This is a genomic window from Mesorhizobium sp. WSM1343, from assembly GCF_055901535.1.
The window spans coordinates 5,863,741-5,876,861 of the sequence record NZ_CM148370.1 but is presented as its reverse complement, the minus strand read 5'-3'; the positions used below and the strand labels follow the sequence as shown (position 1 = coordinate 5,876,861).

At 61.0% G+C, this 13,121-nt stretch carries 13 protein-coding genes and 5 pseudogenes; 11 read left to right on the top strand and 7 right to left on the bottom strand.

From position 1 onward, the window contains the following. Positions 1-346: 346 nt before the first annotated feature. Positions 347-1,688 (bottom strand): annotated as a pseudogene (locus AC0NIL_RS28605) (IS1380 family transposase). A 234-nt stretch (positions 1,689-1,922) separates the two neighbouring features. On the opposite strand from AC0NIL_RS28605, the pseudogene AC0NIL_RS28600 reads away from it, so the two are divergent. Both AC0NIL_RS28600 and AC0NIL_RS28595 read left to right on the top strand, forming a co-directional pair. Continuing rightward, positions 1,923-2,605, top strand: a pseudogene (locus AC0NIL_RS28600) (IS110 family transposase); the annotation flags it as partial. A gap of 298 nt (positions 2,606-2,903) precedes the next feature. Then, positions 2,904-3,077, top strand: a complete 174-nt coding sequence (locus tag AC0NIL_RS28595; protein ID WP_473574168.1) for a hypothetical protein — start codon at positions 2,904-2,906, stop codon at positions 3,075-3,077. A 45-nt stretch (positions 3,078-3,122) separates the two neighbouring features. Here the strand turns inward: AC0NIL_RS28595 and AC0NIL_RS28590 are convergent, their stop codons facing one another. Together AC0NIL_RS28590 and AC0NIL_RS28585 are read right to left on the bottom strand one after the other, a co-directional pair. After that, complete coding sequence (locus AC0NIL_RS28590) at positions 3,123-3,752, bottom strand: hypothetical protein (protein WP_473574169.1); 630 nt, start codon at positions 3,750-3,752, stop codon at positions 3,123-3,125. Beyond that, positions 3,718-4,170 (bottom strand): hypothetical protein, encoded by a 453-nt coding sequence (locus AC0NIL_RS28585; protein WP_473574170.1) that lies wholly within the window; start codon positions 4,168-4,170, stop codon positions 3,718-3,720. Before AC0NIL_RS28585 ends, AC0NIL_RS28590 begins: the two co-directional genes overlap by 35 nt. Positions 4,171-4,253: 83 nt before the next feature. On the opposite strand from AC0NIL_RS28585, the gene AC0NIL_RS28580 reads away from it, so the two are divergent. The 3 genes from AC0NIL_RS28580 to AC0NIL_RS28570 all read left to right on the top strand — a co-directional run bounded on the left by AC0NIL_RS28580 (position 4,254) and on the right by AC0NIL_RS28570 (position 6,989). Further along, positions 4,254-4,841, top strand: coding sequence for a helix-turn-helix domain-containing protein (locus AC0NIL_RS28580; protein ID WP_473469571.1), 588 nt, complete (start codon positions 4,254-4,256; stop codon positions 4,839-4,841). After that, positions 4,834-6,063, top strand: a complete 1,230-nt coding sequence (locus AC0NIL_RS28575; RefSeq protein ID WP_473574171.1) for a type II toxin-antitoxin system HipA family toxin — start codon at positions 4,834-4,836, stop codon at positions 6,061-6,063. The genes AC0NIL_RS28580 and AC0NIL_RS28575 overlap by 8 nt, the downstream gene beginning before the upstream one ends. 62 nt (positions 6,064-6,125) lie before the next feature. Next, positions 6,126-6,989: a hypothetical protein gene (locus AC0NIL_RS28570; RefSeq protein ID WP_473574172.1), complete on the top strand. Its 864-nt coding sequence runs from the start codon at positions 6,126-6,128 to the stop codon at positions 6,987-6,989. 300 nt (positions 6,990-7,289) lie between these two features. Here AC0NIL_RS28570 and AC0NIL_RS28565 read toward each other — a convergent pair whose 3' ends face one another. After that, on the bottom strand, positions 7,290-8,144 hold the full coding sequence (locus AC0NIL_RS28565; RefSeq protein ID WP_473574173.1) for an alpha/beta fold hydrolase: 855 nt from the start codon (positions 8,142-8,144) through the stop codon (positions 7,290-7,292). A 47-nt stretch (positions 8,145-8,191) separates the two neighbouring features. Between AC0NIL_RS28565 and AC0NIL_RS28560 the strand changes: the two genes are divergently transcribed. Then, a complete protein-coding gene (locus tag AC0NIL_RS28560) occupies positions 8,192-8,407 on the top strand; it encodes a hypothetical protein (protein ID WP_473574187.1) in 216 nt (71 codons plus the stop codon). A gap of 613 nt (positions 8,408-9,020) precedes the next feature. After that, positions 9,021-9,467 carry a type II toxin-antitoxin system VapC family toxin gene (locus AC0NIL_RS28555; protein WP_473469579.1) on the top strand — a complete coding sequence of 149 codons (447 nt, stop codon included), beginning with the start codon at positions 9,021-9,023 and terminating at the stop codon, positions 9,465-9,467. Positions 9,468-9,491: 24 nt separating this feature from the next. Here the strand turns inward: AC0NIL_RS28555 and AC0NIL_RS28550 are convergent, their stop codons facing one another. The 3 genes and pseudogenes from AC0NIL_RS28550 to AC0NIL_RS28540 form a co-directional block, all read right to left on the bottom strand. After that, on the bottom strand, positions 9,492-9,752 hold the full coding sequence (locus AC0NIL_RS28550; protein ID WP_474048292.1) for a DUF2958 domain-containing protein: 261 nt from the start codon (positions 9,750-9,752) through the stop codon (positions 9,492-9,494). Positions 9,753-10,205: 453 nt separating this feature from the next. Beyond that, positions 10,206-10,496 (bottom strand): annotated as a pseudogene (locus AC0NIL_RS28545) (ISNCY family transposase); the annotation flags it as partial. A 106-nt stretch (positions 10,497-10,602) separates the two neighbouring features. Beyond that, positions 10,603-10,809, bottom strand: a pseudogene (locus tag AC0NIL_RS28540) (hypothetical protein); the annotation flags it as partial. A 240-nt stretch (positions 10,810-11,049) separates the two neighbouring features. On the opposite strand from AC0NIL_RS28540, the gene AC0NIL_RS28535 reads away from it, so the two are divergent. The 4 genes and pseudogenes from AC0NIL_RS28535 to AC0NIL_RS28520 all read left to right on the top strand — a co-directional run. Beyond that, complete coding sequence (locus AC0NIL_RS28535) at positions 11,050-11,421, top strand: Hsp70 family protein (RefSeq protein WP_473574174.1); 372 nt, start codon at positions 11,050-11,052, stop codon at positions 11,419-11,421. After that, positions 11,369-11,773: an Hsp70 family protein gene (locus tag AC0NIL_RS28530; protein ID WP_473574175.1), complete on the top strand. Its 405-nt coding sequence runs from the start codon at positions 11,369-11,371 to the stop codon at positions 11,771-11,773. Before AC0NIL_RS28535 ends, AC0NIL_RS28530 begins: the two co-directional genes overlap by 53 nt. Next, positions 11,766-12,116 (top strand): Hsp70 family protein, encoded by a 351-nt coding sequence (locus tag AC0NIL_RS28525; protein WP_473575131.1) that lies wholly within the window; start codon positions 11,766-11,768, stop codon positions 12,114-12,116. Before AC0NIL_RS28530 ends, AC0NIL_RS28525 begins: the two co-directional genes overlap by 8 nt. Then, a pseudogene (locus AC0NIL_RS28520) lies at positions 12,101-12,566 on the top strand (OB-fold nucleic acid binding domain-containing protein); the annotation flags it as partial. The gene AC0NIL_RS28525 and the pseudogene AC0NIL_RS28520, both read left to right, overlap by 16 nt. Between the last annotated feature and the right edge of the window lie 555 nt (positions 12,567-13,121).

Sequence of the window (13,121 nt, the reverse complement as noted above, 5' to 3'; positions counted from 1 at the left end):
CGGCCCCTTAGCGGTCGGCGGCTCTTGCGAGAGTTGAAGGATCGTGGGTAGGCCGGGGGCTATATTGCCGTCACGGACTTTCTCAGAAACGTTCGTGCAACCACAAAACACGGCGATGCTTGGGGCTGGTTCACGCCCAGACCCGATTCTCTATTCTAGCGGGGATGACCACCTAGCCGCCTTGATGCACGGCGATGAGGTTTTGGCGGCCTGAAGCGGCGATGTGGCCGCTGTTGGGGGCTTTTCGGCGAGCCGCGTCAGGCGCCGGCGGTGATCCGTCGTGATGGCAGGTGGGGTTTGCGGGTTGCGGTCGGCGGGTTCGTTCGGGGCGTCTGCGCCCCGTCGGCTATGTCACGAGCCGCGGGATGCGATCGAGGACGATGCGCAGGATGCGCTGGTCGGGGCAGGATGTCGGCAGGTGCAGGCGGATTTGCGTCTTCATCTCGACCACCCGCGCGGCGATCTTGATGAGGCGCAAACGCAGCGTGTCGAATTGGGCGACGGCAAAGCTCGAGCGCTTCGGCATCGCGGCGCGCAGGCCCCACATCATCCAGTAGGCGCCGGCATGCAGGAACAGCCGGAACTGGTTGGCTGTGGCTCTGGTGCAGGATGTGCGGCCGGCGGCGAGATGCGTCTTCCACGATTTGATGTGGTTCTCGGCCGCTCCGCGCCGGCAGTAAAGATCCGCGTAGAGCGCCTTGGCCTTGCCACCGGCCAGATTGGTGACGATGAAGCGGGTGTCAGCACCTTGGGCACCGACCTCGACCCGGGCGATGATGCGCTCCACGCGGCTCCAGCTGGCGGCGCCGTCAAAGAACTCCTTGAAGCGGCGGACCTTGTTCGTCTTCGGTGACGCTTCAAAGCGCGCCGTCGTGCGGGCTTCCAGGTCCGCGACATGCTTGCGCAGGATCGTGGTGGGCGCTACGCCGAGGATGAAGTCGACATCGTTGGCGCGGCACCAGTCGATGATCTGCGGGCTGCAATAGTGGCCGTCGGCCCGGATCAGGATCCGGATGTTTGGCCAGTTGCTCCGGATCGCCCGCACGAGGCGGCGCAGGTGAGCGCGGATCTCAGTCCCACTTGGCCGCTTGGCCGGTCGCAGGACAGCAGCCACGAACCGGCCGTCGCCATCGAACACAACGATCGGCTGGAAGCCGTACTCGTCGTGATGGGCATTGAAGAGGCGGAGCTGCTGGTTGCCGTGCACGGCGTCAAACGTGTCGTCGATGTCGAGCACGATCCGCTTCGGAATCTGCCGGAAGGAGGCGCAGTAGAGGTCGACCATCGCCCGGCCCATGGCGAGCAGCGAGCGCACATCGGGTAGGTTCTCCAGCCGACACATCGTCGATTTGCGACGCCAGATCCCGACCCGAAGGGGGCGCATCCTGGGCCATCTTGAAGACCGGGTCGGAACGCAGCCGGTTGGCGTCGTTGCCATCCTCGTAGCCGGCGGCGATCATCTTCATGCGGAAGCCGATCATATCTGCAAAGTTGTGAATGACCTGGTCCGGGCTGCGCGGATCATCGATGCAGCGCGCCAGACGGTCGGCCACCCGCAGTCGTTTCTCCACCTCTGCTAGAGCCAGAACGCCACTGTCCGACGACAGCATGCCGCCGTCGAAACGGGCGACGACGGACTTGCCGCCCACTGATGACAAGCCGCTCAGCGGCAGCGTAAGATCATTCATGGCGGGTGTGGTCTCCGGAAATGATTCGGATCGGCCTTAGCAACCAAATCCTAGGTCATTTCAACGGCTTGAACCACATCCGCCAACTCGCCGTGAATTTTTCAGGCTAGGTGTTGAGAGGGGTATTCGGCTTTGCCCCACGTCTTGAACGGCTGTTTGAGGTGCTGCGCTTTGAACTGATGATAAAACGTGGTCTGCGTGAACAGCCACAAGCATCAGGAAAGGAAGCGCAGCATGAAGCATTATGCCGGGCTGGACGTCTCCGTGAAAGAGACGACCGTTTGCATCGTGGATGAAGGAGGCCGCATTTGCCGAGAGATGAAGGTTGCGAGCCATCCGGACGATCTTGTTGAGGCGTTGAAGAACCCCGCCTGGAATTTGGCCCGGATCGGGCTTGAGGCTGGGTCCCTTATCACAATGGTTGTTCAGTGGTCTGGCGGGAGCCGGACTACTGCAATCTGCATCGAAACCCAGTCATGCGAAGGCCTTTCTCAAGGCGCAGGTCAACAAGACCGACCGCAATGACGCGCGCGGCATCGCGCAGATGATGCGGGTCAATTTGTTCCGGCCGGTGCACGTCAAAACGCTGATGAGCCAGAAACGCCGGGCGCTGTTGACAGCTCGCAAGTTGCTGCCGGAAAAGGCCATCGCAATTTTGAGAACGACATTCGAGGCCTGTTGCGTAACTTCGGTCTCAAGGTTGGCATTGTCGGCGCTGCAAAATTTGCAGCTCGCATCAAAAGGACCTTTCCAACGACATTCCGGAGCTACGTGGCATTATGGAGCCGTTGCTCGCCGCCCGGGAGAAACTTCGCGAGCAGTTCACGTTACTGCATGAAAGGTTGTTGTCGATCGTGAAGGATGACACCGTTTGCAGGCGGTTGATGACCGTGCCTGGTGTCGGTGCAACAACTTCATAATGCCCGCTAAGTCGGGTGAAGCGATTATCCGCTATCGATTTCATCCCCGTTACGGGGGAAGCGGTTATTGTTGGCGGGCGCAATCGCCATGGTGACGAGGTCGCTCTGATCATCCGCCAGCCTGACGGCACCCTGGTGCAGTTGCCGATCTGGATGACGCAGGATCGTGCGGAGGCGACGATGGTGACGGAGAGTCCCCGTCTGCCGCTGACGTATCTGCGCGAACTTCGTCTTCAGCTCGATGCCTGTCTAACCTTGCTTCGCGACGATTCCCGTTGCGAAGGAGGAGACAAGCATGAAGCCTCGTCAATCCTGTCACCGCCAACTCGATCTCTTCGTGGCCAAGACCCCACCGGCACCGATAGCACCGGCCGAGCGGACGAAGCTGTTGCCACTGGTGAGTGCGCTGCTGTCGGAAGCGCGCGGCGCAGCCGCAGCGACGGAGGCCAGTGATGAAAATCACACCTGACCACCTGGCGCGCGGCGCCTTTTAATAGCGCGGTCCGATTTGCCTTCATGAACTGACGACTAACCCTCGCAGAAACGACATCGGATCAAGGTCGCATTCTGCCATAAACGCTTCAGCCGACCGGCGACCGTCATCGAACTGGGCAATAATCTCGTCAACTATCGAATTGTGATAAGCGGCAAGCCACTCGAACTTCTCGCGTACCCGGCCGCTCGTCGCGGCCAGCTTGCCGCGGACGAGCTCCGCATGGCGTTCGAGGAAAACGAAATAGCCGGCAGGGTCGTCAAACTCGGACTCGCTTGCCCCAAGATAGTCGATGAAGCGTTTCCCGTCCGCGCCGACCCGCAGCAGACGGTCCACATATCGCAGCTCCTCCTCGAGGTCGTAGTCCTGCTGGCGCAGCCGCGCATCGTCGAGAAAGCTCTGATATGCGGCCTCATCCACGAGGATGCGGGGGTGAACCGCCTCATCGGTCTCGATTTCATAGGCGCGGACCATAGCAGGCCCGAAAACCGGTCCTTTGCCGTCGAGTCCGATATGAGCATTGCCAACGGCGACGCCGGCGCGGATCACCACCCCGTGTCCAATGCACTCGACTTGGGCATGAAGCAGATCGAGCAATTCGTGGAAGAAGGCGCCATCATTGTACTGGGTATCGAAGACCCGGACCCGCACGACCGCGTCCGATAACAGAGTCTGCAAAGGCGCGGCTGAGCAGGCGGGCCTCCTTCACTCGGCGGATCGGGAGTTCTTCGACCGGCGCGGTGAACTCTCGCAGTTGCAGCAGCACATCACGAATGTCATAGGCATGCCGCGTTTCGAGGAGATTGCGGAAGCCCATCACGTCGATGAAGCTCACAATGCACGGCTCGTAGCCCTCTCCTGGCACGCGAGCGGCGGTCTCCGCTGCGCGCTTTGCATGCGCCCTTTTCTTGCGCGCAGAAGATCGCTCGACCGAACGCAATGCTTCGTCGAGCGTTTCATATTGCTTTGCTTTTCTGGGCACCCCCTCAAACTCCTTATCATCCGCAGCGCCGGTGGCCCGGTATCCTGATACGTTATTTTGTATCGATGAAGCGCCTTCAATCATCATTCTATATCAGGCGGTTGACACAAGCCGCAGATCTTAGATATATGATCCTGATCATAGCAGCTTTGTGATCGGGATTCTATATCATGTCCTATCAGAGCGATAGCCTGATCGCGCAAACTCGCGAGGTCCGCGAGGCCTCCGGCGTTAGTCAGCGTGCGCTCAGCGAGCGGGCCGGGCTCACGCAGAGCCATATCTCGCAAATCGAGAGCGGCAAAATGGAGCCGGGGCTGTCGAGCTTCATCGATATGACCCGAGCGCTCGATCTCGAGCTCATGCTCGTGCCGAAGAGACTAGTGCCGGCGGTGCTGAGCTTAGTCAAGGCCCAAGCAACGCCGGACATGCATATCCACGCCGGTCAGCCAAACGACAAGCGCTTTGCCCGCGCGGAGCGCTTGGTCAAGAAAATGAAGCACCTCTACGGGAGCTCGGCCGACCTTGATCGCATCGAGGAGACACTGCGATTCCTACGCCGGGCGAGCGTCGGGGATCAGGAGATGCAGCTGGTGCGCGAACTGATTGCCCGCCTCGAGCGCTACCAGGCCAGCGACCAGGCGGCGCCCATCGCCCGAGACATCGCGCAGAACCTGCAGCGGTTGCGCAATTCCATCGCCCATCGCGCGATCTCTGAGCCGAGGCCGGCCTATTCGCTGGATGGAGACGAAGATGCCTGACGTCTCGGTTCTCGAGGTGCGGCTCTACAACGAGCCCATCGGAACTCTGACCCATCTGCAGGGAGATCGGACGATCTTTGCCTTCAACGAAGCCTACGTCGAGAACGCGGATCGGCCCACCCTCAGCCTTTCGTTCATGGACGATCTGGGCGGCCTCATTACCAAAATTCGACCCACCCAGCGAGTGGTGCCGCCATTTTTCTCGAACCTGCTGCCCGAGGGAAGCATGCGGCGCTATCTTGCCGAGCGAGCAGGCGTGAACCAGCAGCGGGAATTCTTCCTACTCTGGGTGTTGGGCCTCGATCTCCCGGGAGCTCTGTCGATCCATCCCGCGGCCGGCGACGCCCTGCCGCCGGGTGCCGACGATGCCTTGCCGCAGAATGCCAAGCCCAACGCCTTGCGCTTTTCGCTCGCCGGCGTGCAGCTGAAATTCTCCGCGTTCGAGAACGCCGGAAAGGGCGGCGGCCTCACAATTCCCCTCGAGGGCGTCGGGGGCTCCTGGATCGTCAAGCTCCCCTCCCAGCAGTTCGCCGGCGTTCCGGAAAACGAGTTCTCGATGATGACGATCGCCGATATGATCGGTATGGAGGTGCCCGTCATCAACCTGATCGATCTCGATGCGATCGCCGGTATTCCAGAAGGCATCGGCGAGTTGAAGGGGCAAGCGCTTGCGGTCAGTCGTTTCGACCGCACCGCCGACGGCCACGTTCACACCGAGGATTTCGCGCAGGTCTTCGGTGTCTTTCCGGACGACAAGTACAAGCGAGCGAGCTACGCAAACATCGCGCGCGTCATCGGCACGGAAGCGGGAGACGCCGGGGCCATCGAGTTTGTCCGGCGGATGGTGTTTAGCGCGTTGATCGGCAATGGCGACATGCACCTCAAGAACTGGTCGCTGATCTATCCGGACCGGCGGTCGGCCGCGCTTTCGCCGGCTTACGACCTGGTGTCGACCATTCCCTATATGAAGGGCGAGGACACGGCTGCGCTCAACTACTCTCGGACAAAGAAGATGGCCGAGCTCAATGCCGATGAACTACGCCACCTGGCGGCCAAGGCGCTCCTACCCGAAAAGCTCGTCATCGACACCGCCGCCGAAACCGTCCAGCGATTTCGGCTGGCGTGGCAGGCCGAGAAGGGCCACCTTCCCCTCACGCATACCGTCGTGGAGGCGGTCGATGCCCACGCCCCGACCGTGCCGCTCTATGGTGAACTCGCATAGTAGGGAGTGATGGGAGCGTTCGTCAGCACCCAGCACCCGAGCATCAATCGAGAGGGCAGGACATGTCGCCTCAGGAGCCATCGCTAGAGTTTGTATGCCCGCGATGTGGGGATACGAGCAGCGAGACCATTGAGGAAGTCCCGAGCTATGACGTCTTGGCGGACCGGGAGTCCGACGCGCAGGGCTATGTCGAACAGACGGTGACTTGCAGTGGCTGCGAGCACCAATCCGCTGTCAGTATCCGAAACACCGGCGCCTGCCTCGTGGCCGAACTCGCGGATCACAAGACGCATGTGAGGGTGATCGATGATCCGATCCACGAGCCTGACGGCCCATGGGAAGCGGAAGCCTACCAGCGCGAGAACCTGCCGGAGGATCCTGCAAAGATCTTCAAATTCGCAACCTACGACATCGGTCACGTCGCAGCCGAGATGGAGGGGCGCGGGCTCGGTGACGCGCTGAACCGCATGCTGCTCGTCCAGTACTTTTCCGCCATCGAAGCATATCTCAGCGATCGTCTCATCAGACTGGTGCTCGACGATCCGAAGGCAATGTCAGCTTTGGTGAAGGGCAACAAGGAGTGGGTTGGGGACAAGATCGAAGTCGTTGAACTCGCGTCCAATCCGAATGCTTTTCGGGATTGGGTACATACGCGGTTGCGCGAGCTGATGTACCATAACTTCGTGAAGATCGATCTGTACTATCGGAGCGCCCTCGGCTCGACCATTTTTCCAGATGAGGCGACCAAGAAAACGCTTATGGCGTTCGTGCCGGTGCGGCACGATTGCGTCCACCGCTACGGCCGCGATCACGACGGCCGAGAGCGATCCATAAGCAAGCCCGACCTTGAAAGGCTGAGCGACGCCCTCGAAGGCATGGTCACTCATCTCGAGGCTGCATTCGCTCGACGCGGGAAAGAGGGCTGAGGCGGGCGCCATGTCTATTCATTCCGTGGTCGTCGACGGGCCGCTGGCCATGCGAATGCAACGGCTCAATGCGGCTCGTGACGGAGCCACGGGGCGCCAGATACTGACCCTCGCCCCGCCGATACGCATCGCGCTATACTCGTGCAGGAAAGCGGAAAACCAGCCCTTCGTTCCTCATAGAACCATGATGCTTATCCTAGTGGCATGGCAGCTCTGGTGCGCGTCGACGGGACATTTTGAAGCTGCCCATCGCTTCCCGAAACAATCGTGTCAATCACGAGTGGGGGGATCGCTGCGCGTTCATCCCCCAGCTTCGGTATTCCACGCCTCGGGGAGGGCGTCCGCCGCAGTGTGCATCAGGCATGCCAGCACACGGACTGCCGCGCCAAAAAGAGCGGGACGAGGCATGAATTCGAGGTGGATGCCTGGAAACTCAACCCAGGGAACGCCAATCCGCCGCGCAATTTCGACGGATGGCCGGGCATAGAACAGCCCGCGGTCAGCTGAACCCGCGCCGAGAATTATAGGGAATTTGGCGCTGCGCAGTGCTGCCTCGTCGGGAACAAAGCGTCCCCAAGCCGCCCATTCATTCCCAAACAGGTGGTCGGCATTCCCAAGGAACCTCGCCTGGAGATCTTCCGGCCAGATATATGTGCTTTCGCTGCCCTCGCCCCGGACGGCCTGGAGGAACTCGAAGACAGTAGCTTGAGCGCCCGCTTCACGGTAGCGCGCGGCGATGCGGTCGAAAAAACCCCGCAACGGGTCCCCGTCAGCGAGCATCCCGGTGACGGGCGGCTCATGCGCGATCACGCCGCGCAGGACATCGGGGTGACGGGCTGCAATATCAAGCGCGACGATCGCTCCGGCGCTGTTTCCAAAAACCAGGGCCTTGCCGCCGGCAAGCTGGTCGATCAGCGCGCGCGCATCATCCGACTGCTGCGCGACCGTGATCGGCGTCTCAGAGCAGCCCGTACTGCGTGAGTTGCCCCGCCTGTCGTAATTTATGACTGTGAAGGCGCTGGCAAGATCCTCAGCCAGACCTGAGAAATACCCGGCGTCACCGCCGGCGCCCGAAATCAGCAGAAGACATGGACCGCTTCCACGAACTTCATAATATATCTGAGCGTCGCCACGGTCGGCCATTCCACTGAGCATCGTTTACTCCTCAAGATTACTTCTGAGAACGAGGGAAAAAGGAAAGGTTGACAACCGGGAAGTCGAGCCCATTTTTCCGTCTCGCTCTTGCCCGCATCACCCGGTGGGACAACGCACGTCGGCCCGCCGGCATCGTGACCGGCGGCCAGGTGATCTCCCAAGACCTCGGCATCAAGCTCAAGAATGTCGGCATCAACATGCTCGGCCGCGCCAGGAAGGTGTCGATCCGTCTTCTCCTTGGTCGGGCACGTGTTTTCGAATGACGGGCGAGGCTGGGCTGGACCCCTTGTAGCTCGCCAGGGCCTGCAGCAAATCCGTTAGAAGGTGCTGTTTCAGTCCGTCCTCTCAAAGACGGGCACACGGGTTCAACGGAAGAGATCATGCTCGTCTTGCCGGTCCGCGTGCAGTCACCCTGATTCAGTGTCGCACTTCTATGTGCAAAGCCCGTGCCAGCGCGCTCAGCGCGCAGTAAGCGCATGGATATGCTTTGAAAAACCTCCACAGTGCCCAGATGGCGGGTTGTAAGAACCTGACATTTCGCCCAATGTTTGTTTTAAACTTGGCATTTTGTGTGCCGCTGTCAGGTTGTGGACACGCATCACGCGCCTCGCGGCGCCAGAACAGCGTGGCCCGCCCGCGCGGTCGCGAAGCGCCAAGACCATGAGGGCGCGTGCGGCACGCAGCCTCTGCCCGTCTTCCCGAAGCCGTTCGTTGCGCGATACCGGGCTTGGGTCGCGTGGCTCAGGGGTTTCGCCGCCAATGTTGATCGCGGAAGGGCTGGCGCAGCAGGAACGGGATCGTATCGTCCATCGCGCCAACATGGTGGCCGCGCTGCGTAGCCGCGAACCTAACGGCACGAACAAGCCGCCGTGAAGTATGAGCCAGCGCAAAAGATTCTGGCTAAGCACGGCCTGTCTTTTCAGCCAGGTCGAAAGCCGGTTCCACCGCAGGCCTATCACGAGCTCGACCATGACCTCACAGGTGGTGACGAATAATGTTCGTCGATGCATGTGCGATCGTCTCGATAATGGCGGGGAGGACACGGCCGACGCCTATGAAGCGGCGCTGCTCGATGCGGCATCGCCGCTCACATCGACACTTGCACCCTGGGAAGCCATCATCGTCCTTTCACGGCCGGATCAGTTGAATTGCGCCTACAAAGCGGCTGAGGCGGTTGTCGTCGAATGGCTCGAAGCACGAAAGATTCGGCTCCGCGAGCCCGGTTCGCCCCGACGCGTCCTGTCCTACGCGGTCGCCGTCGCCGAACAGCACGGCATAGGAAAGCGGCGCCTCAGCAATTTCGGTCGCTTCCACTACGCCTAGCCAAGGCGATGCGCTCGCCGCTGCTCACCCTGCACCAGCTTTTAGGTCGAACAGACGTGGCAACCTTGCCGAAAGGATCCGATGACTGAGCGTCGTCGAAAAGTTGACTGAACTGCCGGAATTGACCGGGGCTCGTTGCCGAGCAGGTAAGCGAGGACATGGCCTGCCGAACGGCCCGGGCAAGCTGTCGAGGTCCGACCGGGCTACATAGCCGAGCTCCGGCCATCCCATGCCAAGGTCGCAAACACCGACGGCGACTCCGGGTTCGCGGTCGAACTCGGTCAAGAGCCAAGTCGCGCGCCGGTTGGCAGGAGAAGCTTCACGACGGGCTCGTGATCAAGCTCGGGCTGTTCGACCTCGCGGACAACGCAATTCGCTTGGTGATGGCGCTCCAGGCGGGCGTCATTTCTGCAGGAAGGTGAAAGAGGATCTCGTTTCGTCTCGATGACGGGAGGGGCGTATTTCGCGCGCGCAGGGGAAAGTACGATCCGATGTCATTGAGATGGGCAACCAAGGCCGCGACCAGCCTGATCGAGAGCTGGCCACCGCGCCTCCATCGCTAGCCCGCTCGCAATCGTCCGGTTGGCGGCGTGGTGCTTACCTCAACGTAACGAATTCGGACCGGCCCGGCATCTGGCGATGTCATGCTTTGTGCGCGATGTTGCAACCAAAGTTCGAATGTCGCGGCGCCAGCAAAGTAGAATGTCGCATGGCGGTGGGGACGGCCACAACGAGAGCGCGCGACTCGCGGCCGACCTGCATCTCGGCAACCATCTCCAGGGCGGCGTCCAGCCGCTTGTTCTCGACGATCGCCGAACGGTGAACCGAGCGCAGCTCATCGAAGGCTCTGTAGGGCAGGGCGACACCCTCATGCATGATCTCGAGACGGCCATCAGCATAGTCGCAGACGACCACCTTCTTGCAGGCAAGCTTCTTCGCCAATTCGGTCGGGTGGAGAATGAACATGACCTTATCGTAACGCAGCGTCAGAGCCTGCGTCAGCGTGCGGACCTCCTTGCGGCACAGGGCCATCAAGACTGCGGTTCTTGGAGGGACGGCCACGCGCCTTGTGGCGAAGAGCCGGCGCGCCTTCAGATTGAAACGTCTTCATTAGCCGCTGGACTTGCCTGGCCGAGGCCGAGCAAAGGCGCTCGCGCAATGCGGCGAGCGTGGCGATCTCATAGAGCCGGCGATCAGGCTTCTGCTGCCCAAAGATCAGTTTCCGATCGGTTGGACTGAGATGGGTGGTCGGAACACGCTCGGGCGGTGCACGCCGTCCCTCCGAATGAAGCCTTCGGAGCATCGCAATGGCTGTGAGCAAGGAGTCGTGGCGGCGCGCTGATGCAGTGATCGAACAGGGAACCCGCAATTATCGTTGGAACCACCGCGGTCAAGACCGGCCGCGTCTTTCTACGTGCCGAAAAGGTTTAGGAGCACATAATGTATCTTGGCATCGATCTCGGCACATCCAACTCCGCAATTGTCGGCACCGATGGCGAAACCCTGCGGTTGTTCAAGGCCGTAGAAGGCATGGACGTCATGCCAAGCGCTAGTCACGATCGACCGGCGGGGTGGCCTCTTTGTGGGGCGCAAGGCCTACGACCAGTGTGCGTTCTCCCCACAGAGCGTTCAGCAGAAATTTAAGCGCTTGATGGGCACGGGCAGCACGGTCGACTTTCCTGGCACCGAGCGCGTGCTTACGCCCGAGGAAGCCAGTGCTGAGGTCATCAAGAGCTTGGTCGGACAGGCCCGTCGCGATCTTCCGGAAATGGAGATCGAGGGTGCAGTGGTTATCATCCCGGCGGCATTCAACCAGATGCAGTCGGAGGCCACCATGCGGGCCGCAAAGATGGCGGGGCTTGACAAAGATATCGCTATTGCAGGAGCCGATTGCGGCAGCGATGGCTGCCAATACCGGCATCGGCGGCGGGTCAGCGCAGTTCCTGGTCTATGATCTGGGTGGCGGCACGTTTGACGCCGCAATCGTGCAGAGCATTTCGGGCAACATCACCATTGTCGCGCATGCTGGTGTGAACATGCTGGGTGGCGCCGATTTCGACCGGGCCATCGTGAACAATCTGGTGCGCCCGTGGTTGCTGGAGACCTTCAATCTCCCCGAGAACTTCCAGACCGACGCACGATATTCCCGTCTGATCCGGATCGCGTCGTACCGTGCTGAGCTGTGCAAGATCGCGTTGTCCTCGCAGCAGGTAGATCACGTCTCCGCCGATGAGAACCAGATTGGTACCAAGGACGAGGACGGCACAGACATCTATCTTGACGTCGAGGTGACGTGGAGTGCTTGAGAACCTGATCGCGGAAAACGTGGAACGCTCCATCGCGGAATGCCGCACACTGTTGTCCAATAATGGCTATTCGCCCATCGATATGGATAAGGTCGTCCTGATCGGTGTGCCAAGCAGAATGCCCTGCGTTCGGGAGCGCGTAGCGTTCGAGCTTGGGATCGCATTGGATACCAACGTCGACCCCATGACCGCTGTCGCCACCGGTGCACTGAAACGACCTCGCCGGGCAGCAACTTATTCATTTGAACGTAATCGATGTGCCGCAAGTCCGACCTTCAATCTTTCAGTTCACAGGCAAGCGTTACCAAAATCGGCGTGCCGCATAACCGGCGCCGCATCGTGACCTGTCAGGAAGCCATGCAGGCGCGAGACAAAAGCTGGCTCGAGGCCGCCGGCCTGGTGCTGGTCCGGCAGCGGCCGGGCTCGGCCAAAGGCTTCATGTTCCTCACCATGGAGGATGAGACGGGCGCGGCAAACGTCGTCGTCTGGGGTCAAGATCTTCGAGAAATTCCGGCGCGTGCTTCTTGCGTCGGCCATGCTCGGCGTCCGCGGACGCATCCAGCGGGAAGGGGAGGTGGTGCACCTCGTCGCCCACGAACTGACCGATCTGTCGGCCGAGCTGGCCAGCGTGGGAAACCGCGAGACGCCGTTTCCGTTGCCGCACGGCCGCGGGGACGAGGCTCATCACGGCGGATCGGGCATCGATCCGCGCGGCTTGCCGAATGGGCGCGACATCATCGATGCCTATGACCATATCGACCATATCAAGGTCAAGACGCAGGACTTCCGGTAGCGCTTCCGGACGGCCACTTCAGCAGCATGTTGTGCACACTAATGTCGGGCACAGTTAACGGCCGATTGGCAGCAGGTCACCCCATGCCGGATCCCAAATGTCGTCGCTCTCAAGCGCAACGACTGCCCGCACCTTTTTAGAGTCGGCGAGCACCTCCACGGCCGGACGCCGCCCGGTTTCCTGGGCCGCGGCGTAGCCGGTGTTTGTGACCGTCCGGCTCAAACCACTCCAACGATTCCAAGGTAGCCATGGCGTCGTCCTTGCGGCCGCGCGTGATGCGAATGATCGTGATCCCATCCTCGGCGCTCGCGTCCATGGAGACACGCTGCCAACGCTTCATCATGCTCTACCCCCATCTTGTTGCAAGGCGGTCGGATCATCTCGATGAGCCCTGCCTCGGGGCCGGCGGCCATTGGCCGGGAGCCCGTTCCACCCCCAGCGCCAGCGGAACAGCGATGTAAACCTCGAAAGTGGTCCCGGCGCCCACCTGCTCGGCCCTGATTTACTGGACAGATCGAATGTGGCACTGAGTAAATTGCTATCTGGCCCTGCGCG

Excerpts from the sequence above, each read along its gene's own strand:
- AC0NIL_RS28595 (WP_473574168.1), top strand. The coding sequence starts at position 2,904 with ATGAAGCCTCGTCAATCCTGTCACCGCCAACTCGATCTCTTCGTGGCC.
- AC0NIL_RS28585 (WP_473574170.1), bottom strand. The coding sequence starts at position 4,170 with ATGATGATTGAAGGCGCTTCATCGATACAAAATAACGTATCAGGATAC.
- AC0NIL_RS28580 (WP_473469571.1), top strand. The coding sequence starts at position 4,254 with ATGTCCTATCAGAGCGATAGCCTGATCGCGCAAACTCGCGAGGTCCGC.
- AC0NIL_RS28575 (WP_473574171.1), top strand. The coding sequence starts at position 4,834 with ATGCCTGACGTCTCGGTTCTCGAGGTGCGGCTCTACAACGAGCCCATC.
- AC0NIL_RS28570 (WP_473574172.1), top strand. The coding sequence starts at position 6,126 with ATGTCGCCTCAGGAGCCATCGCTAGAGTTTGTATGCCCGCGATGTGGG.
- AC0NIL_RS28565 (WP_473574173.1), bottom strand. The coding sequence starts at position 8,144 with ATGCTCAGTGGAATGGCCGACCGTGGCGACGCTCAGATATATTATGAA.
- AC0NIL_RS28555 (WP_473469579.1), top strand. The coding sequence starts at position 9,021 with ATGAGCCAGCGCAAAAGATTCTGGCTAAGCACGGCCTGTCTTTTCAGC.
- AC0NIL_RS28530 (WP_473574175.1), top strand. The coding sequence starts at position 11,369 with ATGGCTGCCAATACCGGCATCGGCGGCGGGTCAGCGCAGTTCCTGGTC.